General features: G+C 72.2%; 29 protein-coding genes. 11 read left to right on the top strand and 18 right to left on the bottom strand.

Annotation, left to right across the window (positions count from 1 at the left end):
* Positions 1-45: 45 nt before the first annotated feature.
* Positions 46-462, top strand: coding sequence for a DUF2000 family protein (locus AC07EG_RS26620; RefSeq protein WP_478255907.1), 417 nt, complete (start codon positions 46-48; stop codon positions 460-462).
* On the opposite strand, the gene AC07EG_RS26615 is transcribed toward AC07EG_RS26620, so the two are convergent.
* From AC07EG_RS26615 to AC07EG_RS26575, 9 genes are all read right to left on the bottom strand, one after another.
* A complete protein-coding gene (locus AC07EG_RS26615; RefSeq protein WP_478255906.1) occupies positions 437-2,737 on the bottom strand; it encodes a response regulator in 2,301 nt (766 codons plus the stop codon). The two genes, AC07EG_RS26620 and AC07EG_RS26615, sit on opposite strands and share 26 nt — an antisense overlap.
* Positions 2,738-2,844: 107 nt before the next feature.
* Positions 2,845-3,630: an alpha/beta fold hydrolase gene (locus AC07EG_RS26610; RefSeq protein WP_478255905.1), complete on the bottom strand. Its 786-nt coding sequence runs from the start codon at positions 3,628-3,630 to the stop codon at positions 2,845-2,847.
* 10 nt (positions 3,631-3,640) lie between these two features.
* Positions 3,641-4,081, bottom strand: coding sequence for a phosphatase domain-containing protein (locus AC07EG_RS26605; protein WP_478255904.1), 441 nt, complete (start codon positions 4,079-4,081; stop codon positions 3,641-3,643).
* Positions 4,082-4,130: 49 nt separating this feature from the next.
* Positions 4,131-5,594 carry a DUF1996 domain-containing protein gene (locus AC07EG_RS26600; protein WP_478255903.1) on the bottom strand — a complete coding sequence of 488 codons (1,464 nt, stop codon included), beginning with the start codon at positions 5,592-5,594 and terminating at the stop codon, positions 4,131-4,133.
* A 170-nt stretch (positions 5,595-5,764) separates the two neighbouring features.
* Positions 5,765-6,331: a peroxidase-related enzyme gene (locus AC07EG_RS26595; protein ID WP_478255902.1), complete on the bottom strand. Its 567-nt coding sequence runs from the start codon at positions 6,329-6,331 to the stop codon at positions 5,765-5,767.
* A gap of 10 nt (positions 6,332-6,341) precedes the next feature.
* A complete protein-coding gene (locus tag AC07EG_RS26590; protein ID WP_478255901.1) occupies positions 6,342-6,650 on the bottom strand; it encodes a hypothetical protein in 309 nt (102 codons plus the stop codon).
* 25 nt (positions 6,651-6,675) lie between these two features.
* Positions 6,676-7,950, bottom strand: a complete 1,275-nt coding sequence (locus tag AC07EG_RS26585) for an MGH1-like glycoside hydrolase domain-containing protein (RefSeq protein ID WP_478255900.1) — start codon at positions 7,948-7,950, stop codon at positions 6,676-6,678.
* The gene (locus AC07EG_RS26580) at positions 7,947-8,744 is read right to left on the bottom strand and encodes a sugar phosphate isomerase/epimerase family protein (protein WP_478255899.1); all 798 of its coding nucleotides are present in this window, start codon (positions 8,742-8,744) and stop codon (positions 7,947-7,949) included. The genes AC07EG_RS26585 and AC07EG_RS26580 overlap by 4 nt, the downstream gene beginning before the upstream one ends.
* A 2-nt stretch (positions 8,745-8,746) precedes the next feature.
* The gene (locus AC07EG_RS26575) at positions 8,747-9,805 is read right to left on the bottom strand and encodes a zinc-dependent alcohol dehydrogenase (RefSeq protein ID WP_478255898.1); all 1,059 of its coding nucleotides are present in this window, start codon (positions 9,803-9,805) and stop codon (positions 8,747-8,749) included.
* Positions 9,806-9,917: 112 nt separating this feature from the next.
* Here AC07EG_RS26575 and AC07EG_RS26570 point away from each other — a divergent pair, with 112 nt between their 5' ends.
* The 5 genes from AC07EG_RS26570 to AC07EG_RS26550 are packed head-to-tail and all read left to right on the top strand — an operon-like array spanning position 9,918 to position 15,905.
* Positions 9,918-11,303 carry an ABC transporter substrate-binding protein gene (locus AC07EG_RS26570; RefSeq protein WP_478255897.1) on the top strand — a complete coding sequence of 462 codons (1,386 nt, stop codon included), beginning with the start codon at positions 9,918-9,920 and terminating at the stop codon, positions 11,301-11,303.
* Positions 11,304-11,310: 7 nt separating this feature from the next.
* Positions 11,311-12,249: a carbohydrate ABC transporter permease gene (locus AC07EG_RS26565; protein WP_478255896.1), complete on the top strand. Its 939-nt coding sequence runs from the start codon at positions 11,311-11,313 to the stop codon at positions 12,247-12,249.
* Positions 12,246-13,112 (top strand): carbohydrate ABC transporter permease, encoded by an 867-nt coding sequence (locus tag AC07EG_RS26560; protein WP_478255895.1) that lies wholly within the window; start codon positions 12,246-12,248, stop codon positions 13,110-13,112. The genes AC07EG_RS26565 and AC07EG_RS26560 overlap by 4 nt, the downstream gene beginning before the upstream one ends.
* Positions 13,096-14,262, top strand: a complete 1,167-nt coding sequence (locus AC07EG_RS26555) for an ROK family protein (protein WP_478255894.1) — start codon at positions 13,096-13,098, stop codon at positions 14,260-14,262. Before AC07EG_RS26560 ends, AC07EG_RS26555 begins: the two co-directional genes overlap by 17 nt.
* Positions 14,263-14,300: 38 nt before the next feature.
* Entirely contained in the window at positions 14,301-15,905 is a 1,605-nt protein-coding gene (locus tag AC07EG_RS26550) for an acyl-CoA synthetase (RefSeq protein WP_478255893.1), read from the top strand.
* A gap of 108 nt (positions 15,906-16,013) precedes the next feature.
* Here the strand turns inward: AC07EG_RS26550 and AC07EG_RS26545 are convergent, their stop codons facing one another.
* Positions 16,014-16,454, bottom strand: a complete 441-nt coding sequence (locus tag AC07EG_RS26545; protein WP_478255892.1) for a MarR family winged helix-turn-helix transcriptional regulator — start codon at positions 16,452-16,454, stop codon at positions 16,014-16,016.
* A gap of 65 nt (positions 16,455-16,519) precedes the next feature.
* Between AC07EG_RS26545 and AC07EG_RS26540 the strand changes: the two genes are divergently transcribed.
* Genes AC07EG_RS26540 through AC07EG_RS26530 form a run of 3 tightly spaced genes read left to right on the top strand, consistent with a single transcriptional unit; the run spans position 16,520 to position 18,126 of the window.
* Positions 16,520-17,017: a hypothetical protein gene (locus AC07EG_RS26540; RefSeq protein ID WP_478255891.1), complete on the top strand. Its 498-nt coding sequence runs from the start codon at positions 16,520-16,522 to the stop codon at positions 17,015-17,017.
* 9 nt (positions 17,018-17,026) lie between these two features.
* On the top strand, positions 17,027-17,779 hold the full coding sequence (locus AC07EG_RS26535) for a hypothetical protein (protein ID WP_478255890.1): 753 nt from the start codon (positions 17,027-17,029) through the stop codon (positions 17,777-17,779).
* 29 nt (positions 17,780-17,808) lie between these two features.
* On the top strand, positions 17,809-18,126 hold the full coding sequence (locus tag AC07EG_RS26530) for a DUF1801 domain-containing protein (protein ID WP_478255889.1): 318 nt from the start codon (positions 17,809-17,811) through the stop codon (positions 18,124-18,126).
* Between the two features lie 6 nt (positions 18,127-18,132).
* Here the strand turns inward: AC07EG_RS26530 and AC07EG_RS26525 are convergent, their stop codons facing one another.
* On the bottom strand, positions 18,133-18,990 hold the full coding sequence (locus tag AC07EG_RS26525; RefSeq protein ID WP_478255888.1) for a linear amide C-N hydrolase: 858 nt from the start codon (positions 18,988-18,990) through the stop codon (positions 18,133-18,135).
* Between the two features lie 146 nt (positions 18,991-19,136).
* Between AC07EG_RS26525 and AC07EG_RS26520 the strand changes: the two genes are divergently transcribed.
* Complete coding sequence (locus AC07EG_RS26520) at positions 19,137-19,982, top strand: hypothetical protein (protein ID WP_478255887.1); 846 nt, start codon at positions 19,137-19,139, stop codon at positions 19,980-19,982.
* Between the two features lie 49 nt (positions 19,983-20,031).
* Here AC07EG_RS26520 and AC07EG_RS26515 read toward each other — a convergent pair whose 3' ends face one another.
* Positions 20,032-20,637 (bottom strand): hypothetical protein, encoded by a 606-nt coding sequence (locus AC07EG_RS26515; RefSeq protein WP_478255886.1) that lies wholly within the window; start codon positions 20,635-20,637, stop codon positions 20,032-20,034.
* Between the two features lie 86 nt (positions 20,638-20,723).
* Here AC07EG_RS26515 and AC07EG_RS26510 point away from each other — a divergent pair, with 86 nt between their 5' ends.
* Complete coding sequence (locus tag AC07EG_RS26510; RefSeq protein ID WP_478255885.1) at positions 20,724-21,122, top strand: NUDIX domain-containing protein; 399 nt, start codon at positions 20,724-20,726, stop codon at positions 21,120-21,122.
* 78 nt (positions 21,123-21,200) lie between these two features.
* Here the strand turns inward: AC07EG_RS26510 and AC07EG_RS26505 are convergent, their stop codons facing one another.
* Genes AC07EG_RS26505 through AC07EG_RS26480 form a run of 6 tightly spaced genes read right to left on the bottom strand, consistent with a single transcriptional unit; the run spans position 21,201 to position 26,619 of the window.
* Entirely contained in the window at positions 21,201-21,812 is a 612-nt protein-coding gene (locus AC07EG_RS26505; protein ID WP_478255884.1) for a TetR/AcrR family transcriptional regulator, read from the bottom strand.
* 37 nt (positions 21,813-21,849) lie between these two features.
* Positions 21,850-23,169, bottom strand: coding sequence for an ABC transporter substrate-binding protein (locus AC07EG_RS26500; protein WP_478255883.1), 1,320 nt, complete (start codon positions 23,167-23,169; stop codon positions 21,850-21,852).
* The gene (locus AC07EG_RS26495; protein ID WP_478255882.1) at positions 23,166-24,242 is read right to left on the bottom strand and encodes a branched-chain amino acid ABC transporter permease; all 1,077 of its coding nucleotides are present in this window, start codon (positions 24,240-24,242) and stop codon (positions 23,166-23,168) included. The genes AC07EG_RS26500 and AC07EG_RS26495 overlap by 4 nt, the downstream gene beginning before the upstream one ends.
* Positions 24,243-24,246: 4 nt before the next feature.
* Entirely contained in the window at positions 24,247-25,098 is an 852-nt protein-coding gene (locus AC07EG_RS26490; protein WP_478255881.1) for a branched-chain amino acid ABC transporter permease, read from the bottom strand.
* A gap of 26 nt (positions 25,099-25,124) precedes the next feature.
* A complete protein-coding gene (locus AC07EG_RS26485) occupies positions 25,125-25,832 on the bottom strand; it encodes an ABC transporter ATP-binding protein (protein ID WP_478255880.1) in 708 nt (235 codons plus the stop codon).
* On the bottom strand, positions 25,825-26,619 hold the full coding sequence (locus AC07EG_RS26480) for an ABC transporter ATP-binding protein (protein ID WP_478255879.1): 795 nt from the start codon (positions 26,617-26,619) through the stop codon (positions 25,825-25,827). Before AC07EG_RS26480 ends, AC07EG_RS26485 begins: the two co-directional genes overlap by 8 nt.
* Between the last annotated feature and the right edge of the window lie 279 nt (positions 26,620-26,898).

Below are 26,898 nucleotides of genomic sequence, written 5' to 3'. Positions count from 1 at the left end.
CGGGCACGCTGGAGCCGTCCAGCCACCTGAACGAGGAGCACCACCGTGACCGCCCGGTTCGACACGAAGATCGCCATCCTGCTGCGGGACGACCTGGAGTCGTGGCAGCGGCTCAACGTCACCGCCTTCCTCAGCAGCGCGGTCGCCGGGGCGGAACCCGAGTTGATCGGCGAGCCCTACGCCGACGCCGACGGCACCGCCTACCTCGCCATGTTCCGCCAGCCGGTGCTGGTCTTCACCGGCGACGGCGAGCTGCTGAAGACCGCCCGCGCCCGGGCGCTGGGCCGCGGCCTGCGGCTCGCGGTGTTCACCGAGGAGCTGTTCACCACCGGCAACGACGCGGACAACCGGGCCGCGGTGGCCGCGGTGCCCGCCGAGGAGCTGAACCTGGTCGGCATCGCGCTGCACGGCCCGAAGAACGCGGTGGACAAGGTGCTCAAGGGCGCGAGTCTGCATCCGTGACCCCGTCGAGGGTCGCGGTGAAGTCCGCGACCACCTCGGCGGCGATGTCGCGCACCTTGACGTTGCGGTGCTGGGAGAAGGTGACCAGCTTGTCGAAGGCGGTGTCCGGGTCGCACCGGAACGCCGCCATCACCAGCCCGACCGCCTCGCTGACGGTGGTCCGCGTGGCCAGCGCGCGCCGCAGTTCGCCGGCTTCCCGTTCGCCCGCCGCGATCAGCTTCTCCCGCAGCCACGACAGCTCCAGGTTGACCCGCACGCGGGCGACCAGCTCACCGGGGTGGAACGGCTTGGTGATGTAGTCGTCGGCACCGTGCGCCAAGCCGTCCACAGTGGAGTCCGCACCGGCCCTGGCGGTGAGCAGCATCACCGGCAGCCGCTCGGTGGCCGGCTTCGCGCGCAGTTCGCGCAGCAGGGAGATGCCGTCGCGGCCGGGCAGCATCACGTCGCTGAGCACCAGGTCGGGGCGGTGGCCGGCGATGCGGGCGATGGCGGTGTCCACGTCGGCCACCGCGTCGACCGCCCAGCCCTCCGCACTCAGCAGGCGCTGGATGTGGGCGCGCATGTCGGCGTTGTCCTCGACCAGCAGCACCCTGGCGTCGCCTGCCGCGCCGGCTTCGGGCGCCGGGCGCGCCCACTGGCGGGTCTCGTCGGCGTAGCTCGCGCCGAGCGTGGTGGCCGCCGCGGGCGGGACCGGTTCGGCGTCGACCGGCTCCCACGGCACGGTCAGGGTGAACGTGCTGCCCGTCCCGACCGCGCTGTCCACGCTGATCGCGCCGTGCAGCGCCGCGGCCAGGTCGGCGACCAGCGACAGCCCGATGCCCGCGCCCTCGCCGGTGCGCCCGGTGGCGCCTTCGACCTGGTGGAAGCGCTCGAACACGCGGTCCTGCTCGGCCCGGGGAATGCCGGGGCCGGTGTCGGTCACGCTGAGCACCAGGTGCGGTTCCCGCACCGCCAGGCGGAGGGTGATCGAGCCCCGGTGGGTGAACTTCACCGCGTTGGACAGCAGGTTGAGCACGATCTTGGCCCACATCTCCTGGTCCAGCTCGATCACCGTGCCGGTCCGCTCGCCGAGTTCCACCCGCAGGTCCAGCCCGGCGTGCTCGGCGGCCGAGCCGAACATGGCCGCGCACTCGGCGGTCAGCCGGGCCGGGTCCACCGGCTCGCGCCGCACGCGCAACTGCTCGGCCTCGGCCTTGGCGACGTCGAGCAGGGTGTCGACCAGCCGCTGCAGCCGCCGGGCGGCCCGCAGCGCCGCGGCCATCGCCGGCTGCTGGTCCTCGGGCAGGCCACCCCGGTCGAGCAGGTCCGCCAGCGGGCCGATCAGCAGCGTGAGCGGGGTGCGGAACTCGTGGCTGACGTTCTGGAAGAACCGCGTCTTCGCCGCGTCCAGATCGGTGAGCGCCCTGGCCCGGCGGCGTTCGGTCTCATACGCCAGCGCGTCGGTGATGATGGCCGACACCCCGGCGGCGACCAGGCCGAGGAAGCTGCGGTAGGACTCGTCGAACTCGCGGTACGGGCTGAGCCCGAGCACCAGCTCGCCCACCGGTTCCGACCAGCCGGTCACGGTCAGCGGATACTCGGCGAGCCGCGCGGGGGCGCCGGTCTCCAGCCGGAAGGCGGGAGCGCTCTCGGCACCGTCCGCCCGCAGGGAGGCGGCCACCACCGGCAGGTCCGCGCGGTTCTCGCTGAGGATGCGGACGGCTTCCCGGCAGGCGCCGGTCACCGGGTGCTCGGCACCGGCCAGGTTGATCGTGCCCAGCCGGCGCAGCGTCTCCAGCCGCCGGTCGGCGAGCACCCGCGTGGTCACGTCGGTGGTCGCGACGAAGACCCCGGCCACCGAACCGTTCTCGGCGTGCACCGGGCTGTAGGAGAAGGTCCAGTAGGTCTCCTCCAGGTAGCCGTGCCGGCGCAGGAAGAGCCGCTGCTTCTCGGTGTAGGTGGCTTCGCCGCCGTCGAGCACGCCCTGGGCCAGCGGGCCGAGTTCGTCCCAGACCTCGGCCCAGCACTCGGCCGCGGGCTGCCCGATCGCCGCCGGGTACTTGTCGCCGAGCACCTGGGTGTAGGCGTCGTTGAAGATCTGCACCAGCCGGGGTCCCCACCACAGCAGCATCGGGATGCGCGAGGGCAGCACCGTGCGGATCGCGCTGCGCAACTCGCCCGGCCAGCCCTCGACCGGGCCGAGCGGGGTGGCCGCCCAGTCGGCGCGGCGCAGGCGCTGCACGGTTTCCCCCGAACCGGCGAAGAGGCGGTCCGCAGGCGTGGGTCTGTCGCTCATCCGCTGGCCTTCCGGGGCTGCCGGGCGCGTGCTGCGCGAAAAGCCGGCCCGGCGAGCTGCTCAGCCGGCCCGCCGAGCATACCGGTCTTGATCACCCGCGGTGACGACTACCCGTCGAGCAGGAAGTCCAGCACCAGCGGTCCGGCCACGTCGCGGAACTCGTCGAAGTAGGCGTGCCGGGCACCCGGGATCAGGTGCGCGCGCGCACCGGGGATCCGCCCGGCGAGCAGGGGGGCGTTGGCCGCGGGGTTGAACACGTCGTCGCTGCCGTGCACCACCAGCGTCGGCGCGGTGATCCGCGGCAGCACCGCCCAGCTGTCGTGCCGGGCGCTGGCGAGCAGGTGCGCGCGGCGGGCGTGCGAGGGCATGTCGGGGTCACCGAGCGTGTGGTACGGCCCGGGGTGCGTGGCGATCCACGCCGGGGTGTACATCAGCTCCAGCAGCGCCCGGCGGGCCGCGGCGGCGTCGCGCTGGCCGAGCGCGCGCTTGACCCCGCGGTCGCGTTCGAGCCCGTGCGGCAGGCCGGGCGAGGTGCAGCCGAGCACCAGCTTGCCCACCCGCTCCCCGTGCTCGGCGGCCAGCCACTGCGCCACCCGGCCGCCCATCGAGGTGCCGTACACGTCGGCGCGGCCGACGCCGAGGTCGTCCAGGATGGCCACCACGTCCCCGGCGAAGCCCCGGGTGCTGTAGGACCCGTCGTCGGGCTTGCCGCTGCGCCCGACGCCGCGGTGGTCGTAGGTGACGGTGCGGAAGAACGGGTCGAAGTCGGGGCGCGCGGTGTCCCACCAGTGGTGGTTGTTCGCCTGCCCGGCCAGCAGCACCAGCACGCGGTCGCCCTGGCCGTGCACTTCGTAGTACAGCTTCACGTCGTCCGGGGTGCGCGCGTACGGCATGGCTCCGATCCTAGGCAGGGAAGCGGTCCACCCAGGTGCGCTGCCACGGCGTTTCCACCGCCCGCGGGTGGTAGTGCGCCCGCGTCCACTCGACGGCTTCGGCGGCCGGGACGCCGGCGAGCCGGGCCAGGCAGGCCATCACGGTGCCGGTGCGGCCGACCCCGCCACCGCAGGCGATCTCCACCCGGCGCCCCTCGGCCGCCAGCGCGTGCAGGGCGCGGATGCGGGCCACCGCGTCGCGCCGGTCCAGCGGCAGCAGGAAGTCCGGCCAGCTGATCCACTCCTGCGGCCAGTCGATGTGCCCGCCGTGGGACCGGCGCAGCACCCGGGTGCCGAGGTAGAGCCCGTGGTCGGGGGCGTCCCCGTCCGGGGCACCGCGCCGCAGGCCCCGGCCGCGCACCCAGGTGCCGTCCGGCAGTTCGATGGCTCCGGTCAACCGCGTCACGCTCATCCCGCCATCCTGCCGGAACCGGGGTGCGCGGGTCCGCGCACCCCGGTGTTCACTCCTGGCAGACCTTGTTGCGGTTGACGCAGTTCACCAGCCGCCACATGATGCGCTGCGACATCACGTTGGCGAAGTCGTCGTGGTCGCTGAGCGGGTTGTGCTCCTCTTCCGGGAACGAGTCGACCGCGTACTGGCCGGCCAGCTGGACCTCGCGCGGCACGTCGTAGGTCAGCGTGATCCGCAGCTGCGGCACGGCGCGGAAACCGTTGCGGCAGCGCCCGTTCTGGTCGGGGAAGACGATGTGGTCGCGGTGGTTGGCGGAGTCGGTGTTGCGGCCGTCCCAGCAGCTGGGGAAGTCGTGCAGCCGCACCACCTTGCTGCCCTCCGGGCAGATCGGGTACTTGTTCATCAGCACCCGGTCCTCGAACCCGCTGCAGGTCCACGAATCGCGGGCGTTCTTCGGCCCGTTCGTGCTCACCTTCGCGTCCCCGTAGAGGATCCGCAGGAACCGCGGCATCGCGGTGACCTTGCCCACCGGGCTGCCGCGGAAGGTCAGCTCCACCTTCTCCGCGCGCTGGATCTCACCCTCGTTGCCCTCCAGCTCGTTGTTGGCGTTCTCCTCCGGCTGCGGTTGCCCCGCCTCCTGCTCGGTGCCTTCGGCCTGGGCGGCGTCGCTGTTCTCGTCACCGTTGGCCACCCCGGCGCTGTTCTGGTCCTTCACCGCGCACGCCGCCAGTTCCGGCAGGTTCCGCGGCTTCTCGGCTTCGGCGTCGATGGCGCCGGCCATGCGGTCGATCGCCGCGGCCCGCTCGGCCCGCAGCGGTTCGAGCACCGCGGCCGGGTCCTGGGCCTGCCCGAGCTCCTGGTCGGCGGCCTCGATCTGGCTGTCGAGGTTGCCCAGCTCGGCCTCCACCTCGTCCTGCGCCGGTTCGGGGACCTCCTCGGGCAGCTGGCTGGCCACGTCGGGGCAGTCGACCCGCGGTTCGGCCTTGGCCCGCCGGTCGGCCGCCCGGACCTGTTCGCGCTGCGCTTTCTGTGCTTCCGCCGGCGGATTTTCCGCCGGCTCCCGGTTTTCGGTGTTGATGCGCAGCACCGGCCAGAAATAGGTGGATTTGTCACCGTTCTTGCAGGTGGTGCCCGCGCGTTTGAGGCTGCGGTTGTTCGAGTCGGCGTTGGTGGACAGATTGCCCACGTAGTCGTGCAGGTGCTGGGCGCCGTTGCGGACGCCGGGCTGGGCGATGAAGTTGTCCGGGTTGAAGTGCCCGTTCTCGTTGCGCCCGCAGTCGACCGTGAACGTGCCTCGGCTCGCCCGCCGCTGCGGCTGCGGGACCTGCACGTTCGGCGCCACGGTGAGGATGTCGACGAACAGCGACCGGTCCGCGCCGTCCGCGCTCGCCGGGGCGGGGTCGCCCGCGGTGGCGTTGACGGTGACCACGCCGACGGCGATCACCAGGCCGATCGCGCCGGTGGTCAGCTTGGTGCGCCGGGAAATGCGATGTCTACCCTGGTACTGGGCCATGGACTACCTCGTGTCGAGCTTTGTCGGGGGGAGGGCGCCGGGTCGCCGGCGCAATTCCGGTGAATTGCCCCGGCCGGGGAAGACCCGGCTTCGAACGGGATCTACGTTCGACCGCCCCGCTTGTTCAGCTCGCGGGTGAGGTTGCGCCACCCGGCGCAGTGGCGCTGGTGCTAACGGCCCATCGTGAAGAACTCGGTGTTCGGGCGCAGCGCGGTCAGGTGCGCGAGCCGGTTCGACATGGCGAAGAGCGCGGTGATGGCGCCGACGTCCCAGATCTCGTCCTCGCTCAGCCCGGCCGCGCGGGCCCGCGCCAGCTCGGCCTCCCCGAAGCGCGCCGAGTCGCGGGCCAGCACCAGCGCCAGGTCCACGATGGCGCGCCCGCGCTCGTCCAGCTCCACCTGCCACGGGTTGGTGGCCACCCGGTCGGCCAGTCCGGCGTCCTTGGCGCGGATGCGCAGGATGGCGCCGTGCGCCACCACGCAGTAGGTGCAGTGGTTGGCGCCCGAGGTGGCGACCACGACGAGTTCGCGCTCGGCCTTGCTCAGCCCGTCGGCCCGGTCCATCAGCGCGTCGTGGTAGTCGAGGAAGGCCCGCAGTTCGGCGGGGCGGTGGCCGAGCGCGCGGAAGATGTTCGGCACGAAACCGGACTTCTCCGCGATCACGCCGATGCGGGCACGCAGGTCCTCGGGCAGGTCTTCGAGTTCCACCACCGGGAACCGGCTCACGTCGTCGGTCATGGCCCCCAGGCTAGGCGCAGTTCGCGACCTCTTCGGCGACCCGCTCCATGAACCACCGCACGACCTCGTACGGGATCACCCGTTCCTCCTGGCAGGGCAGGAGGTGGACGGTCGGCTCGGCCGCCGGGTCCTCGTCGGGGACGTAGGCCAGCAGGAACGGCTCCCCGGGCAGGTGCGTCGCCGCGCCGGGGAGCTCCGCCCACTCCGCCGGGGCGGGCACGGCTTCGCTCAGTTCCAGGGTCCAGGCGTCGACGGGCAGGGCGTAGTGGTGCTGCACGGCGTAGTGACGGCCCGCGTGTTCTCGCACTTCGGCTGGCATGGCGAGAGATTGCCACGGAACGGCCTCAGGCGGCGAGCAGGTCGAGGATCACCGCCGCGGTCCAGCTGAAGTCGTCGGCGCCGTGACCGCTGCGGGTCAGCGGGTCGACGTACTCGCGGAACCCCACGTCGTCGGCCGCGCTGAGCAGGGCGGCGCGCACGGTGGCCGCCAGCGTGTGCTCACCGTGCAGCCGCAGGCCGCGCCAGAGCAGCCAGCCGATGTTGAACCAGGCCGGCCCGCGCCAGTACCGCCCGGCCTCGTACAACGCGTCGGTCAGGTCGAAGCTGGGCGGCAGGCCGATCTCACCGAGCCGGAACCGCGGCCCGAGCGTGGTCTTGACCAATGCGTCCGCCACCGGCAGGCCGGGCACCACCAGCGGGATCAGCCCGGCCACGCTGCCGCAGCGCAGCACCTGCCCGGTGTGCACGTCGCGGGCGTGGAAGCAGCCGTCCGCCTCGTCGAACAGGGTGTCCACCAGCGCCTCGCGGAGCCGGGACAGCTCGGCGAGGTGCGGGGCCGGGTCCCGGCCCACTTCGACGGCGATCTCGGCCAGCGCGGCTTCGGCGGCGGCCAGCAGGGCGTTGGTCAGCGGGTCCTCGACGGCGAACGCGTGCTGGGCCGGGTCGTCGGCGTACCCGTGGTCGCGGTAGGTCTGCGCCAGCTGGACGTACCGGCCGTAGTCCAGGTCGGTCGGCCGCTCACCGGCTGCCGCGTGCTGCAGGTCGCGCCGGGTGAAGCGGGTGGTGGCCGGGGCGACGCGGCTCAGCGGCCCGTCCCACGCCGGGCTGTTGTCCATCCCGGACTCCCACGGGTGCACGATGGCCACCAGCCCGCGCCCGCCGAAGTCGCGGCGGCCGGTCAGGTACCGGTGCCAGGCCACCAGCCGCGGGTACAGCCGGGGCAGGAATCCGCGCTCGCGGGCCAGTTCCGGGGCCGCCCGGAAGGTCTCCCAGGCGGCGAGGGCGTGCACCGGGGGCTGGATCAGCCCGGAGGTCGCCGGGTGGCCGGGGCCGGCGACGGTGGCCGACCGCCAGAACGCGGGACCGGGGAAGTAGGCGTCGGGCGGGGTGGCCGCGTCGAACACGATGTGCGGTACCCGCCCGTCCGGCCACTGGGCGCCGAACAGCGACTCCAGCTCCCGCTGCGCCCGCCGGGGCGAGAGGTGGCGCAGGCCCAGCGCGATGAACGCGGAGTCCCAGCTCCACTGGTGCGGGTACAGCCCGCTGGCCGGCACGGTCGACTGCCCGTGCCAGTTGTCCAGCAGCACCCGGCTGGCGCGTTCGCGCAGGCCGAGGCTCATGACGCGCGCCGCAGGAACGACGGCACCGAGTTCAGCGCCGCGCCCGGTTCCCCGCGCAGCCGGCACTCCAGGGTCAGGTAGCCCGAGTAGCCGATGGCGGCCAGCGCGCCGAGCACGCCCGGCCAGTCCACGTGCCCGGTGCCCGGCTGGAACCGGTTCGACTCGCTGACGTGGACGTGCCCGAGGTGCCGGTCGACCTTGGTCAGCGCGGTGACCGGGTCGTCCTCCTCGATGTTCATGTGGTAGGTGTCCGCGGCGATCCGGATCGAGGCCAGCCCGGTCTCCTCGATCAGCTCGGCGGCCTGCTCGAGCCGGTTGACCATGTGGTCCTCGTACCGGTTGAGCGGTTCGAGGTACAGGTGCACGCCCTCGGTCCTGGCGTGCTCACCCAGCTCGGTCAGCCCGGCCAGCAGCACCTCGCGGTCCTCGGCTTCGCTGCGCGGTGGCTGGAACGGCGGCAGCCGGCGCGAGAACATGCCGTAGGACGCCGGGGTCATCACGCCCCGCCCGCCGAGTTCGGCGATCACCGAGAGCTGGGACTTCAGCTGCGCGATGGCGTCGGCCCGCAGTTCGGGGTCGAAGGCGGCGAAGAAGTGGGACATCTCCACGCAGACGGTCGGCATGACCACACCCGCGGCCGCCGCGCGCCGCAGTTCGGGCAGCCGGTCGAGCAGCGCGTACTCACCGCGCCCGCGCAGTTCGATGGCGTGGTAGCCGGCCGCCTGCGCGAACTCCCACTTCCGTTCCAGGGTTTCCCCTGGCAGCAACTGTTCCTGACAGCCGAATTCGGGCACAACTACTCCTGGTCGAAATCGAGCACGATCTGCAGCGCGTCACCGGGGCTGGTGTCGAGCAGCCGGTAGGCCTCGGCCACCCGGGACGGCGGGAGCTGGTGGGTGACCAGCGAAGCCGGGTCGAGCAGGCCCTGTGCGCTCAACCGCAGGAAGGTGGCGTTGAGCCGGGCCTGGTCCCACCGCCCGGCCAGCCGCGCGGTCACCCCGCCGATCTGGGAGCTGACCAGCTCGACGCGGTTGTGGTGGAACTCCTCGCCGAGCCGCAGGCCCCGGCCTTCGTCCTGGTAGAAACCGGCGGCCACCACGCGCCCGCCCGGGGTGACCGTGCGGATCGCCTCGTGCAGGGCCCGGTAGGAGCCGCTCAGCTCGATCGCCACGTCGGCGCCGGTGCCCTCGCTGTGCTCCCGCACCCCCTCGGCGACCTGCTCGGTCACCGGGTCCAGCGCGAGCACGGCCCCGGCCTTGAGCGCTTCCGCGCGCCGGGGCGCGAGCGCGTCCACCGCGACCACCCGGGTGCCGCTCTGCCGGGCCATCTGCGTGGCCAGCAGGCCGATCACACCCTGGCCGAAGATCGTCACCACCTCGCCGAGGTGCAGGTCCGCGGCCAGGATCGCGTTCAGCGCGACCGCGCCGACCCTGGCGAACGAGGCCGCCAGCGGGTCGAGGCCCTCGGGCACCCGCCGCACCTTCTCCGCGGGCAGCACGGCCTCGCTGCGGTGGCCCCAGATGCCCCACACCTGGTCGCCGGGCGCGAACCCGGTGCCGGGAGCGGCCTCGACCACCTCACCGGCCTCGGAGTAACCCCAGCCGACCACCGGGTAGCGCAGCGCCGGGACCTCGGAGTCGCCGGTGGTGTCGGTGAACAACCGCCGCTCGGCGTTCCACGTGCGGGTCAGGTACGGGTTGGTGCCCCGGTAGGCGGTCAGCTCGGTGCCCGCCGAAATGCCGGAGAACCGGGTGCGCACCCGGACCTCGCCCCGGCCGAGCGGATCGGCCGGGACCTCGGCGAGTTCCACCCGGCGGGGACCGGTGAACTGGACCACTTGGACTACGCCGTGCACCTGCACTCCTCAGAACTAGTGGTTACGACCGGAACTATACCCACTTATGTCTTGTCATCGACCATAAGGTCTGTTTCGATGTGTCTCCGGCAGCCAGAAGTGGAGGCACGGAATGCGAAGGAGCTTCCGGGCGGCGGCTCTCCTCCTCAGCGCGGTGCTGGGGGGAACGCTGCTCACGGCGTGTGGCGGCGCTCCGCAGCAGGGGGCCGCACTGGTGGTGTGGACGCTGGAGAACCTGCCCGACCGGTTCCAGGCGACCGAACGGCTCACCCAGCGGTTCACCGAGCGGACCGGCATCGGGGTCGAGCTGGTGGCGGTCGACGAGAACCAGTTCAGCCAGCTGGTGATGTCCTCGGCCGCCGCGGGCAAGCTGCCGGACGTGATCGGCGCCCTGCCGCTCACCTCGACCTGGCAGCTGGCGGGCAACGAACTGCTCGACACCGCCGCCGGTGAAGAGATCGTGCGGGCGCTGGACCCGGCCACCTTCTCCGGGCGCGCGCTCCAGCTCACCCGGGACGGCGACCGCCAGCTCGCCGTGCCCTCGGACGGCTGGGCGCAGCTCCTGGTCTACCGCAAGGACCTGTTCGCCGCGGCCGGGCTCGCACCGCCGGACACCTACGAGCGGATCACCGAGGCCGCGCGCCGGCTGAACCGGGGCGGGGTGTCCGGCATCTCGATGGCCACCGCGGCCAACGACGCGGCCACCGGGCAGGCGTTCGAGGGGCTGGCCGTGGGCAACGGCTGCCAGCTGGTCGCCGACGACGGCGGTGTCGCGCTCGACAGCGGCCCGTGCCGCAGCACCTTCCAGTTCGTCGCCGACGTCGCCGGGAACTACGCGCCGCCGGGGTCCCAGGACATCGACAGCACGCGTGCCACCTACTTCGCCGGCCGGTCCGCGATGATCGTGTGGTCCTCGTTCCTGCTCGACGAGCTCGGCGGCCTGCGCGACGACGCGCTGCCCGCCTGCCCGGAGTGCGTCGCCGACCCGCAGTTCCTGGCGCGCAACAGCGGGGTGGTCAGCGCGATCGGCGGGCCGGACGCGGCCGAACCCGCCCAGTACGGCGAGCTGACCTCGTGGACGGTGCAGGTCGGCGCGAAGCGCGAGGAAGCCAAGCGGTTCATCGAGTTCATGATGGGGGAGCAGGCGTACCCGGAGTGGCTGTCGATGGCGCCGGAGGGCAAGATCCCGGCCCGGCGCGGCACGGCGGCCGAACCGGACCGGTTCACCAGGGCGTGGGAGTCGTTCCCGGCCGGGGTGGACACCAAGCGCCCGCTCGCCGAGATCTACCCGCCGGAAACCATCACCGCGCTGCGGGAGAGCCCGGAACGCTTCTCCCGCTGGGGTTTCGAACAGGGGCAGGGCGTGCTGGTCGGGGCCACCGCCGGGGAGATGCCGGTGCCGAAGGCGGTCGACGCCGTGCTCGGCGGCAGCACGCCGGCCGAGGCGGCCGAGGAGGCCGCGGAGGAGATCCGTTCGATCCAGACTTCCCTGAGGTGAGGGCGCGATGAAGGGGACGCTGCGGCAGCAGGAGAACCGCGCCGGGCTGGCGATGATCTCGCCGACCCTGCTGGTGGTGCTGGCGGTGGTGGTGCTGCCGATCCTGTGGACGGTGGTGCTGGCCTTCCAGCGCATCCGGCTGATCAACGTGCGCGAGACCGGCCTGTTCGAGCGGTACACCCTGCAGAACTTCGTCACCGTGTTCGGCTCGCCGGGGTTCTGGAGTTCGGTGGGCACCACGCTCGCCTACGCCATCGGCGGCACCGTGCTGGCGCTGCTGCTGGGCCTGGCCGCCGCGCTCGCGCTGCGCAAACCGTTCCGCGGCCGGGGCTTCCTGCGCGGGGCGATGCTGCTGCCGTACGTGGCGCCGGTGGTGGCGGTGGCCTTCGTCTGGGAGGTCATGCTCAGCCCGCAGTACGGCATCGTCAACGAGTGGGGCGCGCGGCTGTTCGGCTGGGACCGGCCGATCGCCTTCCTCACCCAGCGCGAGACCACGCTCTCCCTGCTGGGCCTGGAGATCCCGATCCCGGTGGCGCTGCTCACGGTGATCCTGTTCGAGGGCTGGCGGTACTTCCCGTTCGCCTTCCTGTTCCTGCTCGCCCGCCTGCAGGCGGTGCCCGGTGAGCTGGAGGAGGCGGCCAGGGTGGACGGGGCCACGCCGACGCAGCGGTTCCGGCACGTCCTGCTGCCGCAGCTGGCCGGGGTGATCGCCCTGCTGGCCATGCTGCGCTTCGTGATGAACTTCACCAAGTTCGACGACGTCTACCTGCTCACCGGCGGTGGTGCGGGCACCGACGTGGCCAGCGTCCGCGTCTACGACTTCATCACCGCGCGGTTCGACGTCGGCGCCGCCTCGGCGCAGGCGCTCGCGCTGGCCGCGGTGCTGCTGGTGTTCCTGGCGGTGTACCTGAAGTTCTTCGCCCCGAAACCGGAGGACAAGGCGTGAACCGGGATACCTTCGAAACCAAGCTGTTCCGGGTGCTGCGGTGGGTGGTGCTCGCCGGGCTCGCGCTGGCCACGCTGTTCCCGTTCTACTACATGGTGATGCTCTCGATCCGCCCGATCGAGGACCTGCTGCGCGACCCCGGCGCGCTGTGGGTCAGCGTTTCGCAGTGGACCACGGCCACCTACGAGGAAGTGCTCGTCTCGCAGGACGAGGGCGGCCAGGGCATGCTCGGGCTGCTGGCGAACTCGGCGCTGGTCTCGATCGGCACCGTGCTGCTGACCCTGCTGGTGTCCATCCCCGGTGCCTACGCGGTGAGCAGGCTGCGCTTCTTCGGCCACCGGCAGGTGCACTTCCTGTTCCTCGCGGTCTACCTGTTCCCGGCGATCCTGCTGGCCGTGCCGCTGTTCGTGCTGTTCACCAAGCTCGGCCTGCGCGACTCGCTGGTCGGGCTGACCATCGTCTACGTGGCGCAGACCATCCCGGTCTCCATCTACATGCTGCGCAACTACCTGACCACCATCCCGGAGAGCGTCGAGGAAGCCGCCGCGATCGACGGCTGCTCGCGGCGGCAGGTGCTGCTGCGGGTCACCGTGCCGCTGGCCGCTCCGGCGATCATGGCCAACGCACTGTACGTTTTCATGATCGCGTGGAACGAGTTCCTGTTCGCCCTGCTGTTCCTGGTCGCCGACCGGGACAAGTGGACGGTCTCGCTCGGGCTGGCGCAGCTCTCCGGCGGCATCGAGGTGCCGAAGACCGTGCTGATGGCCGGTTCGGTGGTGCTGACCATTCCGATCGTGCTGTTGTTCTACGCGGCGGAACGGATGCTGACCGAAGGGCTCACCAGCGGTGCTGACAAGGGATGACCGCGCGTCCGCCGGCCACCTGCTGTGGCTGGTGCGCACCGGCCGGGCGACCACGCGCGCCGAACTCCAGGAACACACCGGGCTCGCCAGGTCCACCGTCGGCCAGCGGCTGGAGGCGTTGCGGGCGGCGGGTTTCCTGCGCAGCGGCGGGGTGGCCGGGTCCACCGGCGGGCGCCCGCCGGTGAAGCTGGAGTTCAACCACCGGCACGGCGTGGTGCTCACCGCCGACCTCGGCGCCACGCACGCCCGGCTCGGCGTGTTCGACCTCGCCGGGGCGTCGCTGGCGGAATCGCTGACCCCGCTGCGGATCGCCGACGGCCCGGAGCCGGTGCTGAGCTGGGTGGAGGGCGAACTGGCCGCGTTGCTGGCGCGGGCCGGGCTGGCCACGGCGGAGGTCTGCGGCATCGGGGTGAGCGTGCCGGGGCCGGTCGAGTTCGAGTCGGGCACGGTGCGGGAGCCGCCGATCATGCCGGGCTGGGACGGCTTCCCGGTGGCCAAGCACCTCGGCCGCCGCTGGGGCGTGCCGGTGGTGGTGGACAACGACGCCAACGCGATGGCCTTCGGCGAGCACATGAGCCGGTCGCCGGACTGCCCGTCGCTGGTGCTGGTGAAGGTGTCCACCGGCATCGGCGCCGGGCTGGTGCTCGGCGGCCAGCTGTACCGCGGCATCGACGGCGGCGCCGGTGACCTCGGGCACATCCGGGTGGACGCCTCGTCGGCGGCGCGGTGCATGTGCGGGGCCCAGGGCTGCCTGGCGGCGCTGGCCAGCGGCGGGGCGCTCGCCGAACGGCTGACCGCGCTGGGCGTGCCCGCCGCGTCCAGCCGGGACTTCGTCGAGCAGGTGGCGGCGGGTTCACCGGAGGCCGCCGCGCTGGCCCGCGAAGCCGGGCAGCTGGTCGGGCAGGTGCTGAGCACGGTGGTGTGCCTGGTCAACCCGCAGGTGCTGGTGCTGGCCGGTGACCTCGCCGAGACGCAGTTCGTCACCGGCGTGCGCGAGCTGCTCTACCAGCGGGCGCTGCCGAGGGCCACGCGGAACCTCAAGGTGGTCACCAGTGATCTCGGCGACCGGGCCGGGGTGCTGGGCCTGCGCGCGATGGTGGTCGAGTCGGTGTACTCGCCCGACGCGGTGGACCGCCTGCTCGGTTCTTGATCACTTGCGCGGAACGCGGGTGCGGAACAGACTCAGCCATGCCCAGTGAGTTCACCCCGCAGACCGCCGAAGCCATCGCCCGCGCCCGCACGCATTCGGTCGGGGACCTGCTGCGGCGCACCGCGCTGCGGTACCCGGACAAGCCGGCGGTGGTCTCCGGTGACCGGCGGGTGAGCTTCGCCGAGTTCGACGCCGCGGTGAACCGCTGCGCGCACACCCTGGCCGCCCGCGGGCTGGCCAAGGGCGACCGGCTGGCGCTGCTGAGCCGCAACTGCTGGGAGTTCGCGGTGCTGGTGTTCGCCACCGCGAAGCTCGGCGTGGTGCTCGTCCCGGTGAACTTCATGCTCGGCGCCCAGGAGGTCGCCTACATCCTGCGGCACGCCGGGGTCGGCGGCATGGTCGCCGAGGACACGCTGGTGGCCACGGCGAACGAGGCGCTGGCGGCGGCCGAACTGGACGACGTGCCGCGGGCCCGCATCTCCGCCGGCGGCACCCACGACCAGCCCGGCTGGGAGGAGGTCACCGACTGGATCGACGGACCGGGTGACGTCAGCGCCCCGGACGTGCTGGTGGCCGACGACGACCCGCTGCGGCTGATGTACACCTCGGGCACCGAATCGCGGCCGAAGGGCGTGCTGCTGTCGAGCCGGTCGCTGCTGGCGCAGTACGTCTCGTGCGCGATCGACGGCAGCATGAGCGCGGACGACGTGGAGGTGCACTCGCTGCCGCTGTACCACTGCGCGCAGCTGGACTGCTTCTTCTCCGTCGACGTCTACCTCGGCGCGACCAGCGTGCTCCTGCCCGGCCCGGACCCGGCGGCGCTGCTGGCCGCGGTCGAGCGGGAGCGGGCGACCAAGCTGTTCGCCCCGCCGACGGTGTGGATTTCCCTGCTGCGGCACGAGAACTTCGACCGCACGGACCTGTCGAGCCTGCGCAAGGGTTACTACGGCGCGTCGCCGATGCCGGTGGAGGTGCTGCGCGAACTCCGCGAGCGGCTGCCCGGGGTGCAGTTCTGGAACTTCTACGGGCAGACGGAGATGGCGCCGCTGGCCACCATCCTGCGGCCGCACGAGCAGCTGCCCAGGGCGGGCTCGGCCGGGCGGCCGTCGATCAACGTGGAAACCGCGATCGTGGACGAGGCCGGTCACCCGCTGCCGCCGGGGGAGGTCGGTGAGATCGTGCACCGCAGTCCACACGCGACACTGGGCTACTACCGCGACGAGGAGAAGACCGCCGAAGCCTTCCGCGGTGGCTGGTTCCACTCCGGTGACCTCGGCGTGCTCGACGAGGACGGTTACCTGTCCGTGGTGGACCGCAAGAAGGACATGATCAAGACCGGTGGGGAGAACGTGGCCAGCCGGGAGGTGGAGGAGGCCGTCTACCGGCTGGACGGGGTGGCCGAGGTGGCCGTGTTCGGCATCAGCCACCCGCGCTGGATCGAAGCCGTGACGGCGGTGGTCGTGCCGCGAGCGGGGGCGGCGCTGACCGCGGAGCAGGTGCTGGCGCACGTCCGCGGGCAGCTGGCGGGTTACAAGTGCCCCAAGTACGTGGTCTTCGCCGACGCGCTGCCGAAGAATCCGAGCGGGAAGATCCTCAAGCGTGAGCTGCGGGCGCAGCACGCCGCGCTGGGTCAGGAGTCCTGAGGCGGGAGCTGGCGGGTTTCCCGCGGGGATTTCGATGGGCCCGCGTGAGCGAGTGGGTACGCCACGCGCCGGATGACCGGCCTCGGCGGCTGGCACCGCGCTGCTCGCTCAGGAATCCTGCGGTGCCAGTCTGCGGGTCTCCGCACGCAGGATCTCGATGGTTCGCCTCACGTAATCGGCGATAGCGCGCTGCTCAGCGTCCGGGTAACCGGCGATCAGGTCCGTCATCGCGGCGCTCAGCCCGCCGAAAGCACGGCCGAAAACCCGTGCCCCGCCATCGGTGGCGCTGATCAGCACGCGCCGCCGGTCCTCCGGGTCCGGCTCGCGGTGCACCAGCCCGGCGCGCTCCAGCCGGTCGACCATGCCGGTGACCGCGCCCGGCGTCAGCCCGATCTCCTTCGCCAGCGCACCCGCCGACAGCGGGCCGCGCTTCCCGATCAGCGCGTAGGCCCGCTGGTCGACCGCGCTCACCCCCAGGTGCGCCCCGACGGCCTCGTGGAAGGCGACCACGGCGGTGCTCAGCTCACGTCCGAGGTCCCTGGCGTCCACACCGCACACTTTAGCAGGGTAGATATTTCTGTATAGTGAACTAAAATACTTTCGAGGGAGATAACATGCGTGCGGAACTGGCACTGGCCGCGGCGGTACCGCGGTGGGCCCTGCGGTTCTACCTGCGGCACCTGCCGCTGGTGGCGGGGTTGTCGCTGCTCCCGTCGGTGCAGCGGCTGCTGGTGGTCGGCGGCGGCCTGCCGGACGGGCTCGCGACCGCCTCCGAGGTGCTGGTGGTGCTGGTGCGGCTGGGACTGGTCGCGGCGATCTGGGGGCTGGCGATGCGGGGCAGGCACCCGCGACTGGCCAACGCGGCGGCGTTCGCCGGGGCGCACTGGCGGAGCCTGCTCCTGCAGGGGGCGTTCCTGCTGGTGGCGTTCGGCGTGTTCGATGTGCTGCTCGAACAGGTGGTGGCCGGGGCGCTGCCGGAACCGGCCCGTCAGGACTACCTCGCCTGGCTGCTGTTCCTGAAGAACCCCACGGTCATCGCGTTCACCTTCATCTGGTGGGTCGGGCTGCTGCGCCAGGCGTTGTGCCCCGAACCGGAGCGCGTGCCCGCGTAGGCTGCCGGGGTGCCCAAACGAGTGCTCTCGGTCGTGCTGGTCGTGCTGGTCACCGCCGCGATCGCGGTGGTGGCGGTGCTGGTGAACCGCGGCCCGCGGGAGTCACCCGCCGCCGGCGCGCCGCGGGAGAGCACGATCGCCGCCGAAGTGACGGGCCTCCGGCCCGGTGCCGACGAACGCAGCGTGGTGGTCGAACTGAGCGTGCCGGACTGCGCCGGGGCACCGCGCGTGGAGTACCTGACCGAAGAGAACGACGTGGTGCACGCCAACGTCGTGGCCACCGTTCCGGGTGACTGCGCCGGCCGGAAACCCGCCGAGGTCGTGGTGACCACGCCCGGTCCCATCGGCACGCGCCCGCTGATGCTGAACTCGATGGAGACGTGGGGCCGGACCGGCGGCACCTACGCCCGCTGCGACGAGCAACTGGGCTGCACCCCGCCGGAGGACCACTGCGCCGACGCGTGGGTCGACAAGGCGGTGTACGGGATGGACGTGCCGGTCAAGCGCCTGCACGGCGTCCGGGACGTGCGCGGCTGCGACGGCGACTGGCTGGTGCTCGACCTCAACCGTGCGGTGGGCGACTGCCCGCCCGCCGAGGGAGCGCCTGCCTGCGAGGTGCCGGACCACACGTCGCGGGTGTTCTTCGAGTGGCGGGACGGGTGGTCGAGCTTCGCGGGCACCCAGGACGCGGGCTGTGCGGCCGCGCGAGCCGTGCGCCCGGAGTTCCCGGAGGCGTTGTGCGCCTCGCTGGACGCGCCCTGAACTGTCGTACCCCCGGGGCAGCATGGGGCATGACCGATGCGGCTTCGTCGTTGGACGCACTGGTGCGATCGGCCGACGAGCGGCTGGAGGCAGCCGTGAAGTGGGGGCGCCGCACCTTCACCCTCGACGGCGACTGGCACCACTGGCTGTGTGCCGTCGCCACCTCGAAGGCGGGCGTGCGGCTGGTCTTCCACAAGGGTGTCCTGCTGGACGACCCGGCGGCCCTGCTCACCGGCTCGGGCCGGTACGTCCGGGAGATCCCCGCGGAGGCCGCCCTGGCCCACCCGGCCGAGGTCCGCGCCCTGGTCCGCTGCGCCATCACCCGCCAGCGCGCCGAGCTGCCCTGACCGCGCTCAGGTCAGGGGCAGGCGGAACGTGTGCACCGGGTCGTACCGGCGGCCCGTCGCCACGTGCACCTCGCCGGTCTTCTGGCCGTAGACCACCGACCACTGCGGGTGCCCCTGCTGCACCTGTGAGAGCAGGTCCATCGCCCGTGCCGGGTCCAGCCGCCCCCGTGCGCCGCCCAGGGTGCGGCTCGCCGTGGCGTAACGCGGGTCGGCCTGCCGGTCCGCCTCGCTGGAGCCGGTCAGCTCGAAGTTGACCAGCGCCTGCCAGCCGCCCTGCTGCCGGTGCACCACCACGGCGCCGCCGGCGAACTCGATCACCGCCGCCTGCCCGGCGGCGTCGGCGACCAGGTAGTGCAGCGGTGGCCCGCCGGTGAAGTCGACGTCGTACCGGCCGAACACGGCCAGTGCCCCCTCGACGGTCGCCGCCTCGTCCAGGGCCAGCCGCATCACCCGGATGCCGCCGACCTGACCGCGGGCCGGGTCCTGCGGCGGTTCGGCGCCGGGGGTGGTCGCCATGCCGATGACCAGGCCCTCGGCGTTCATCCCGTCGAACGGCATCAGCGGCGCGTTGAGCAGCGCCTGCTTGCCCGCCTCGGTGGTGAACTCGGCTTCCCCGGCCGCACCCGGGTACGACGTGTCGACCATGGAGACCGAGGCGTGCCCGTCCGGTGGCGCGGTGAACAGCGAGCAGCCGGAGTCCGGCCGCGGCGGGTCCGCGGCCATGCCGGTGTAGCGGTCGTAGCCACCGCGGAAGGTCATCGTCCACAGCGGGTGGTCGTCGACCCGGCGCAGGCTCGCCAGGGTGACGGCCGCGTCGCCGGTGGGTCCGCCGGCGGCGCGGGCGCGCTCGGCGCGGGCTGGCACGCGGTCAGCGGCACGGCCAAGACCAGGGCGGATGTGGCGCGGGTCACCTGTTCATCCTCCGCCGCGCCGGATTGCCCCGCCACCGCCGATCGGCTGGGTCAAGGCCCTATCCGGGTGGTGAACAGCGCGGATGAAACACTTCCGGGGTGATCCTCGGATACCTGTTCGCCGTGCTCGCGGCGGTGGCGTCGGGCAGCGGGTCGATCCTGGCGTCGATCGGCATCCGGCGCGCGGGCGCGTACGCGGGCCGGTCACGGGACCTGATCGGCGTCGGCCGCCAGCCGTTCTACTGGCTCGGCCTTGGGGTCGACGTGCTCGGCTTCCTGTTCGCCGCGGCTGCGCTCCACCGGCTCCCGCTGTTCCTGGTGCAGTCGGTGCTGGCGTTCAGCGTGGGCGTCACCGCCATCATCGCCGCCCTGCTCGGCACCCGGCTGTCCGTGCCGGGCTGGGTCGCGCTGGCCGTCGGCGCGGCCGGCCTGATCCTGCTCGGGGTTTCCGCCGACCCCGGACCGGCCAAGGCGATCGAAGCGGGCTGGCGGTGGGCGCTGGTGGCGATGGTGCTGCCGGTGCTGGCCATCGCGGTCTACGCGCGGCGCAGAACCGGCTTCTGGGCCGCGCCCATGCTCGCCTTCGGGGCGGGCCTCGGCTACAGCGTCGTCGGCATCTCGGCCCGCACCCTGCACATCCCCGATTCGATCTGGCCGATCGTGTTCGAGCCGACCGCCTGGGCCATCCCGCTCAACGGCATCGCCGCGGCGGTGCTGCTCGCGATGGCCCTGCAGAAGAGCGGGGCCACCGCGGTCACCGCGATCATGTTCACCACCAACACCGCGCTCTCCTCGCTGATCGGCCTGCTCTACCTGGAGGACAACGTGCGGGCCGGGTTCGAAGGCGGTGCCGTGGCCGGTTTCCTGTTCGCCATCGTCGGCGCGATCGGGGCCGCGCACTACTCGGCGGTCGCCACCCGCCAGCCCGCGACCTCCAGCAGCTGAGCCGCGCGGCGACCATCGCGTCCGGCTGCCGAGCCGTGCGTATAACGACCTATACGCGAGCGCTCAGGCCGAGGCGGTGGAGTTCCCAGCGGGCCAGTTCGGCGAGGACCTCGGGGTCGCGCGCCCGCCAGCCCTCGGTGACCTCACCCGCGGCGGCGAGCCGGGGCAGCGGCTGGGTCACCAGCGCCCGCAGGGCCAGCAGGTCCTGCCCGTCCCGGCCGAGGCGGCGCAGCCGGACCCCGGCGGTGGCCCGCCGCACGAACCGCACGCGCAGCGGCAACCAGGTCACCAGCAGGAACAGCACCGGCATGGCGATCAGCAGCGCCGCCAGCCACCACGCCAGGTTCGCCACCGCCTCGACCTGCCACTGCCCGGCTTCGCTCAGCTTCGTGCTCGCGTCCGAACCGGTGTGCAGCGCGTCGGCGAGCGCGTCGCCGACCAGCGGCACGTCGTCGGCGTTGTCGGCGGCCGAATCGAAGGTGCCGCGCAAGCCGTTCCCCGCGTTGATCAGTCCGTCGCCGGGGGCGCGCAGGCGCATCACCTGCTCGTGCACCTCGAGCGCCAGCCAGATCGCGAACCCGGTGACAAAAACGGCGAAGACGTCGCTGAGCACCTGCAGGACCCAGCGGACCGGCCGATCGGCGTAGAGCTTCATGCTGAACTCCTTCGCGCGAGGTGGGGAACGCACGAGGTTCTACCCCCACGGCCCGAAACCGAACCCCGGGGCGCGAGAATGGCCCGATGGGCGGGACGGCGGAGAAGAACCTGGTGTACTGCTGGATCGAGCGCGGTGGTGAGGTGCTGTTCCTCCGCCGCAGCGAGGGCACCTTCCACGGCGGGCGGTGGGAACTGCCCGGCGGCACGGTCGAGCCGGGTGAGCCGATGGAAACCGCCGCCGTGCGCGAGGCCGCCGAGGAGACCGGGCTGACCGTCCGGGTCACCGCCGAGCGCAGCAGGCACAGCTGGATGGACGTGGCCGGGCGCGACCTGCGCGTGCACGCCCGGGTCTACCAGGTCAGCGACGGCGCCGGGGAAGTGGTGCTGAACCCCGGTGAGCACCAGGAGTTCGCCTGGCTCACCCCCGAGCGGGCGGCGGAGCTGGACCTGCTGCCGCACGTGCGGGAGACGCTGGCCCGGTGAGCACGGCGATGCCGTGGCCGGCGCGGGTCTCCCGGGCCGGGTGACCGATCCGGCGTGCCGCGCGAGTGAGCGACGTGGTCACAGGCTGAAGTCGCCGAGCAGGCTGGCCAGCATCAGGTTGGCGAAGTGGTGGCCGACCTGCTCGCCGCTCAGCGGCCCGTCGTGGTGGTACCACTGGCCCAGCCGGTGGATGGCGCCGAAGTGGTACTGCACCACGATGTCGGCGGGCACGTCGGTGCGGAACAGGCCCGCGCGCTGGCCTTCGTCGACCAGCCCGCGGACCCGTTCGTGGTACTGGCGGCGTTCCGCGCGCACCTGCGCCACCTTCTCCTCGGGCAGCAGGTGCATCGACTGGAAGAAGACCACCGCCTCGTCCAGGTGGGCGATGCTGGTGGCCACGACGTCCACCACGATGGCGTGGATGCGCTGCGGGAGGGGGAGGTCGGACGCGGCGATGGTCTCCATCCGCTGCGCCTGCACCCGCAGCATCCGCGTGTAGATCTCGTGGAGCAGGTCGTCCTTCGAGTCGAAGTAGTGGTACAGCCCGCCCTTGGTCACCCCGGCCGCGAGCACGATCTCGCGGACCGAGGTGCCCTCGAAGCCCTTCTGCGCGAACAGGGTGGTCGCGGCGCGGAGCACCCGGTCGCGCACCGTGGGGACGGCGCCCGGTTCGGCGGTGGTGCCGGTCATCAGCGGGCTCCTTTCCACGGTCGTAGACGATCACATGCTAGCTGGTACCGCCGAACAGGTTGATCTGCTCCGGGGTTTTGCGCTGCGGGTTCGCCGGGGTGATCGGCCCGTTCTCCCGGTCGGTCACCATCGGCGGCTGGATCTCCGTGGTGGTGGTGTCCGGGTTGATCTTGAACACGTAGGCGCCGGTGTAGCCGGAGTGCGACTGCTGCGTGAACCCGAAGGGGGTCAGGCCGGGGCCTTCCAGCGCACCGGAGCGCATCGCGTCGACGAGCTTCTGGCGGGTCAGGTCCTTGCCCGCCGCCTTGAGCGCCTGGGCGAAGGTGAACGCCTGCACCATGCCGTAGATCACCGTGTTGGTCAGCTGCTCGTCCGGGATGTGCTTCTGGTGCACCTCGCGCAGCAGCTTGATCCACGGGTCGTCGGCGCGGCTGACGTCGGGCAGGTAACCGGTGCCGATCAGGCCGTTGAGCAGCTGCGGGGCGGAGACCTCGGTGCCGCCGCGCTTGCCGAACTCCTGCAGCAGGCCGGTCAGCGTGGCCGGGTCCGCGCCGATGCTGCTGACCACGAACTGCGCCCGGTAACCCAGCTTCGCCGAGGTCAGGATGGACAGCGCGGTGTAGGCGGGCACGCAGGAGCAGACGATGACCTCGGCACCGGCGTCGCGCAGCGCGGAGATCTGCGGCACCACGTCGGTGTTGGCCGGGTCGTATCCCTGCCGCTCCACGATCTGGTCGGCGATGAACTGGTCGAGGCCCTTCTGGGAGTCGCGGCCGACGTCGTCGTTCTGGAACATCAGGCCGACCTTCTTGCCCGCCAGGTTCTTCTTGATCCAGTCGCCCTGGATCTTGCCCTCGCGGGTGTAGTCCACCTGGTAGCCGAAGGTCATCGGGCTCCTGGCCGGGTCGTCCCACATCAGCGCGCCGGAGGAGACCAGCAGGTCGGGCACCTTCTCGGTGTTCAGGAACTCGATCACCTTCGAGTGCGTCGGCGTGCCCAGCCCGCCGAGCAGGGCGAACACCTGGTCCTGCAGGACGAGCTTCTTGACCACCTCGACCGTGCGGGTCGGGTTGTAGCCGTCGTCCTCCACGCGGTACTCGATCTTGCGGCCGTTGACGCCGCCGTTGTCGTTGATGTAGTCGAACATCGCCCTGGCCCCGACCGAGATCCGGCTGTACCCGGGCGCGGCCGGGCCGGTCAGCGGCTGGTGCGTGCCGATCAGCACGCTGGTGTCGGTGACGCCGGGTGCGGCGCCGGCGTCGGCGGTGCCGCCGGTCTGCTGCTCACCGGCCCCGCTGCAGGACGCCAGGGTCAGTGCCGCGGCCAGTGCCGCCGCGACGAGCGTGGTTCTTTTCATCGATGACCTTCTTCCGTGCGCCGGAGGCGGGTTCGCAGGGCTCGGACACCGCCCTGGATCCCTTGGGGGAAAACGAGGACAACAACGATGAGCACGACGCCGTAGACCGCGAGCGGCAGGTTGTTCGCGATGTCGGTGCCGAGGTCGAGCGCGTGGGTCAGGTCCTCCGACCACGCCTGGAAGTAGACCAGCGCGAGCGCGCCCCACAACGCGCCCCACATGCTGCCGATGCCGCCGAGCACCATGGCCGCGAGCAGGCTGAGCGAGAGCACCGGGGTGAACGAGCCGGGCGCGGCGGTGCCGAGCAGGAACGCCTGCAGCCCACCGGCCAGCCCGCCGCAGATGGCGCTGAGCACGAAGGCCAGGATCTTCGTTCGTCCGATGTGGATACCGGCCAGTTCGGCGGAGACCTCGTCGTCGCGCACCGCGCGCAGCATCCGGCCGAACCGCGAGCGGGTCAGGTTCGCCAGCACCACCAGCGCCAGCAGTACCGTGGTCCAGACCACCCAGGCCTGCCACTGCGGGGTCGGGATGGTGCCCGCCAGCGCCGCCGGCCTGCTGTTCACCGTGAACGCCAGTCCGTTGCTGCCGCCGAGCAGTTCGGGGAAGCGCTGGGTGATCGCGGGCAGGCCGACCGCCAGCGCGAGCGTGGCCCCGGCCAGGTACGGCCCGTGCAACCGGGCCGCGGCGGCCCCGGCGAGCGTGCCCGCCACCCCGCTGGCCGCGGCGGCCAGCAGCAGGTCGGCCCAGAACGGCAGGCTCGGCACGTGCAGCACCAGCAGCGCGACGGTGTAGGCGCCGATGAACATGAACGCGCCGTGCCCCAGCGAAACCTGCCCGTTGAAGCCGGTGAGCAGGGTCAGCCCGGCCACCGCGATCAGGTAGTAGCCGACGGTGGCCAGCCGGACGTTGGTGAACGGGTCGACGACGAAGGTCAGCGCGACGATCACGGCGAGCGCGGCCAGCGCCAGCAGCAGGTGCCGGACCAGCGGCGGCAGCCCGGCGGCGGTGCGCGCGGGGGCGGTGGTGCCCGGCCGGAGCCGGTCGCGCAGTGCGGTGGTCTTCTCGGCCATGGTGTCAGACCCTCCTGGCGACGGCGCGGCCGAACAGGCCGTTCGGGCGGAGTGCCAGCACCAGCACCAGGATCGCCAGCGCGGCGATGGTGACCAGTTCCGGCCCGAGGTAACCGGACACATAGGACAGTCCGATGCCGACGGCGAAGCCGCCGAGCACGGTGCCCGCCGGGTTGTCCAGCCCGCCGATCACCGCCGCGGTCAGCGCGTAGACAAAAACCCCGTCGAGCACGGTGGGGAACAGGAACGGCGGGGTGGCGAGCAGGCCGGCCAGCGCGCCGACGGTGGCCGCCAGCGCCCAGCCGACGGTGAGCATCAGCCCGACCCGGACGCCGAGCATCCTGGCCACCTCCGGTTTGAACGCCGCCGCCCGCAGCCGCAGGCCCAGCGCGGTGAACCGGAACAGCACCAGGATGCCCGCCGCGGTGGCCAGCACCACCAGCACGGTGAACAGGTTGGAGGCGGAGAACATGCCGCGGAAGTCGAAGGCGTACGGGAACGACTGCGGCTCGTTGGTCCAGATCATGCCGGAGACCGCCTGCAGCACCATGAGCAGGCCGAGGGTGACGATCACCGGGCTGAGCTCGGTCCGGTTGCGCAGCGGCCGGATCAGCAGGCGTTCGGTGAGCGCGCCGAGGAGCGCGCCGGCGACCAGCGCCACCGCGAAGGCCAGCCAGTAGCTGCCGGTCGCCTTGTTCACCGAGTAGGCGAGGTAGGTGGAGATCAGCGCCAGCGCGGGCTGCGCGAAGTTGATCACCCGGGTGGCCCGGAAGATGATCACCAGCGACAGCCCCAGCGCGGCGTAGACGGCGCCGGTGGCGACACCGTTCACGGTCAGGGCCAGGAAACCGTTCATCGACTGCGGTTCCGTTCGATCGGGGGTCAGAAGCCGAGATAGGCGTGGCGGAGCTGGTCGTCGGCCAGCAGTTCCTCGGCGCGGTCGGTGGCGACCACGCGGCCGAGCGAGAGCACGAACCCGTGGTCCGCCACGGAAAGCGCGCTGCGGGCGTTCTGCTCGACGAGCAGCACGGTCAGCCCGGTGGCCGCACGCAGGTCCTCGATCACCCGCAGGATCCGCAGGGTGATCAGCGGGGCCAGGCCGAGCGAGGGTTCGTCCAGCAGCAGCAGGCGCGGCCTGCTCATCAGCGCGCGGCCGATGGCCAGCATCTGCCGTTCACCGCCGGAAAGCGTGGCCGCGAGCTTGTTCCGCCGTTCGGCCAGCGGACCGAACAGGTCGAGCACCTCCCGCAGGGCGGCCGCGCGGTCGGCGCGGTCGCGGCGCCACAGCGCGCCGAGGCGCAGGTTCTCCTCGACGGTCAGCTCGGTGATCACCCCGCCGCTTTCGGGGACGTGCACCAGTCCGCTGCGGGTGAGCCGGTCGGCGGACCAGCCGGTGACGTCGGTGCCGTCGAACCGCACCCGCCCGCTGTCCGGGGCCACCAGCCCGCCGACGGTGCGCAGCAGGGTGGTCTTGCCCGCGCCGTTCGCACCGAGCACCGCGGTGATCGAACCGTCCCTTGTGGACAGGCTGACCGCGTCCAGGGCGCGGACCGCGCCGTAGCTGGTGACCAGTTCGTCGACCTCAAGCACGGCGGGCCTCCTCGGTTTCCGCGCCCAGGTAGGCCTCGGTGACCAGCGGGTCCGCGCGGACCTCGGCCGGGGTCCCGGCGGCGATCACCTCGCCGAAGTTCAGCACCACGATGTGGTCGCACACCCGCATCACCAGATCCATGTGGTGCTCCACCACCACGACCGAGGTGGTTTCGGTGAACCGGCGGATGCGCCCGGCCAGTTCGTCGATCTCCGCGGCGGACAGCCCGCTCGCCGGTTCGTCGAGCAGCAGCATCGCCGGTTCGGCGACCAGCGCCCGCGCCAGCGCCACGCGTTTCTGCACGCCGTAGGGCAACATGCGGGGAATGGCCTTGGCGTGGCTGTCGATGCCGAGTTCCCGCAGGACGTGCCGGGCCTTGTCGGTCAGCGCGGCTTCGTCGCGGGCGGCCTTGCGGGTGCCGAAGGTGTTGGCCAGGCCCTGAGCCCTGGCGTGCTGGTGGGCGCCGGTCATCACGTTCTCCAGCACGGTCAGCCCGGCGAACAGCCCGAGCCCCTGCAGCGTGCGCGAGATGCCGAGGCCGGCCAGGTCGCGGGGGCTGTGGCTGCGCAGGCGTTCGCCGCGCCAGTGCAGTTCGCCCCGCTGGGGCCGGACGAAGCCGCAGATCACGTTGAACAGCGTGGTCTTGCCCGCCCCGTTGGGCCCGATCACCCCGACGACCGTTCCCGGTGGCACCTCCATGGTGACTTCGTTGAGCGCCACCAGGCCGCCGAAGCGCACGGTGATCCGGTCCAGCGCCAGCAGCGGCGAGGGGGAAGCGATCGTCATTGGTCTCCTCCACGACACGGGGTTCCCAATATGTGGAACACCCGATACCGCGCGGTCGGTATGACGCGAAACTATGCGGAACCGGGCATCGGCGTGTCAACCCCTCGGGTCCGGGTCGTGACCGGAGCGTGCCTTGGTGGCACCGGGGCGGGAGGAACCGCGTGGGCGCGGGGCCGCGGCCCCGCGCCCACACGGCCGGGGGTTCCGGGGGCGGGCCCCCTTTCCGTTCACCGGAGCGGAACAGGATCTTCTTTCCCGGGTAAAGATCGGCGGCGTCCC

The sequence above is a fragment of the Amycolatopsis sp. NPDC045836 genome, assembly GCF_056431745.1.
Note: the sequence above shows the minus strand (reverse complement) of the source record. Positions and strands in the feature narration are given on the sequence as shown.

Bases quoted from the DNA above. Each gene is read 5' to 3' on its own strand.
- AC07EG_RS26510 (WP_478255885.1), top strand. From the start codon at position 20,724: ATGGGCGGGACGGCGGAGAAGAACCTGGTGTACTGCTGGATCGAGCGC.
- AC07EG_RS26515 (WP_478255886.1), bottom strand. From the start codon at position 20,637: ATGAAGCTCTACGCCGATCGGCCGGTCCGCTGGGTCCTGCAGGTGCTC.
- AC07EG_RS26615 (WP_478255906.1), bottom strand. From the start codon at position 2,737: ATGAGCGACAGACCCACGCCTGCGGACCGCCTCTTCGCCGGTTCGGGG.
- AC07EG_RS26500 (WP_478255883.1), bottom strand. From the start codon at position 23,169: ATGAAAAGAACCACGCTCGTCGCGGCGGCACTGGCCGCGGCACTGACC.
- AC07EG_RS26530 (WP_478255889.1), top strand. From the start codon at position 17,809: ATGACCGATGCGGCTTCGTCGTTGGACGCACTGGTGCGATCGGCCGAC.
- AC07EG_RS26550 (WP_478255893.1), top strand. From the start codon at position 14,301: ATGCCCAGTGAGTTCACCCCGCAGACCGCCGAAGCCATCGCCCGCGCC.
- AC07EG_RS26480 (WP_478255879.1), bottom strand. From the start codon at position 26,619: ATGACGATCGCTTCCCCCTCGCCGCTGCTGGCGCTGGACCGGATCACC.
- AC07EG_RS26590 (WP_478255901.1), bottom strand. From the start codon at position 6,650: ATGCCAGCCGAAGTGCGAGAACACGCGGGCCGTCACTACGCCGTGCAG.
- AC07EG_RS26565 (WP_478255896.1), top strand. From the start codon at position 11,311: ATGAAGGGGACGCTGCGGCAGCAGGAGAACCGCGCCGGGCTGGCGATG.
- AC07EG_RS26540 (WP_478255891.1), top strand. From the start codon at position 16,520: ATGCGTGCGGAACTGGCACTGGCCGCGGCGGTACCGCGGTGGGCCCTG.
- AC07EG_RS26605 (WP_478255904.1), bottom strand. From the start codon at position 4,081: ATGAGCGTGACGCGGTTGACCGGAGCCATCGAACTGCCGGACGGCACC.
- AC07EG_RS26490 (WP_478255881.1), bottom strand. From the start codon at position 25,098: ATGAACGGTTTCCTGGCCCTGACCGTGAACGGTGTCGCCACCGGCGCC.
- AC07EG_RS26505 (WP_478255884.1), bottom strand. From the start codon at position 21,812: ATGACCGGCACCACCGCCGAACCGGGCGCCGTCCCCACGGTGCGCGAC.
- AC07EG_RS26595 (WP_478255902.1), bottom strand. From the start codon at position 6,331: ATGACCGACGACGTGAGCCGGTTCCCGGTGGTGGAACTCGAAGACCTG.
- AC07EG_RS26610 (WP_478255905.1), bottom strand. From the start codon at position 3,630: ATGCCGTACGCGCGCACCCCGGACGACGTGAAGCTGTACTACGAAGTG.
- AC07EG_RS26495 (WP_478255882.1), bottom strand. From the start codon at position 24,242: ATGGCCGAGAAGACCACCGCACTGCGCGACCGGCTCCGGCCGGGCACC.
- AC07EG_RS26585 (WP_478255900.1), bottom strand. From the start codon at position 7,950: ATGAGCCTCGGCCTGCGCGAACGCGCCAGCCGGGTGCTGCTGGACAAC.
- AC07EG_RS26570 (WP_478255897.1), top strand. From the start codon at position 9,918: ATGCGAAGGAGCTTCCGGGCGGCGGCTCTCCTCCTCAGCGCGGTGCTG.
- AC07EG_RS26600 (WP_478255903.1), bottom strand. From the start codon at position 5,594: ATGGCCCAGTACCAGGGTAGACATCGCATTTCCCGGCGCACCAAGCTG.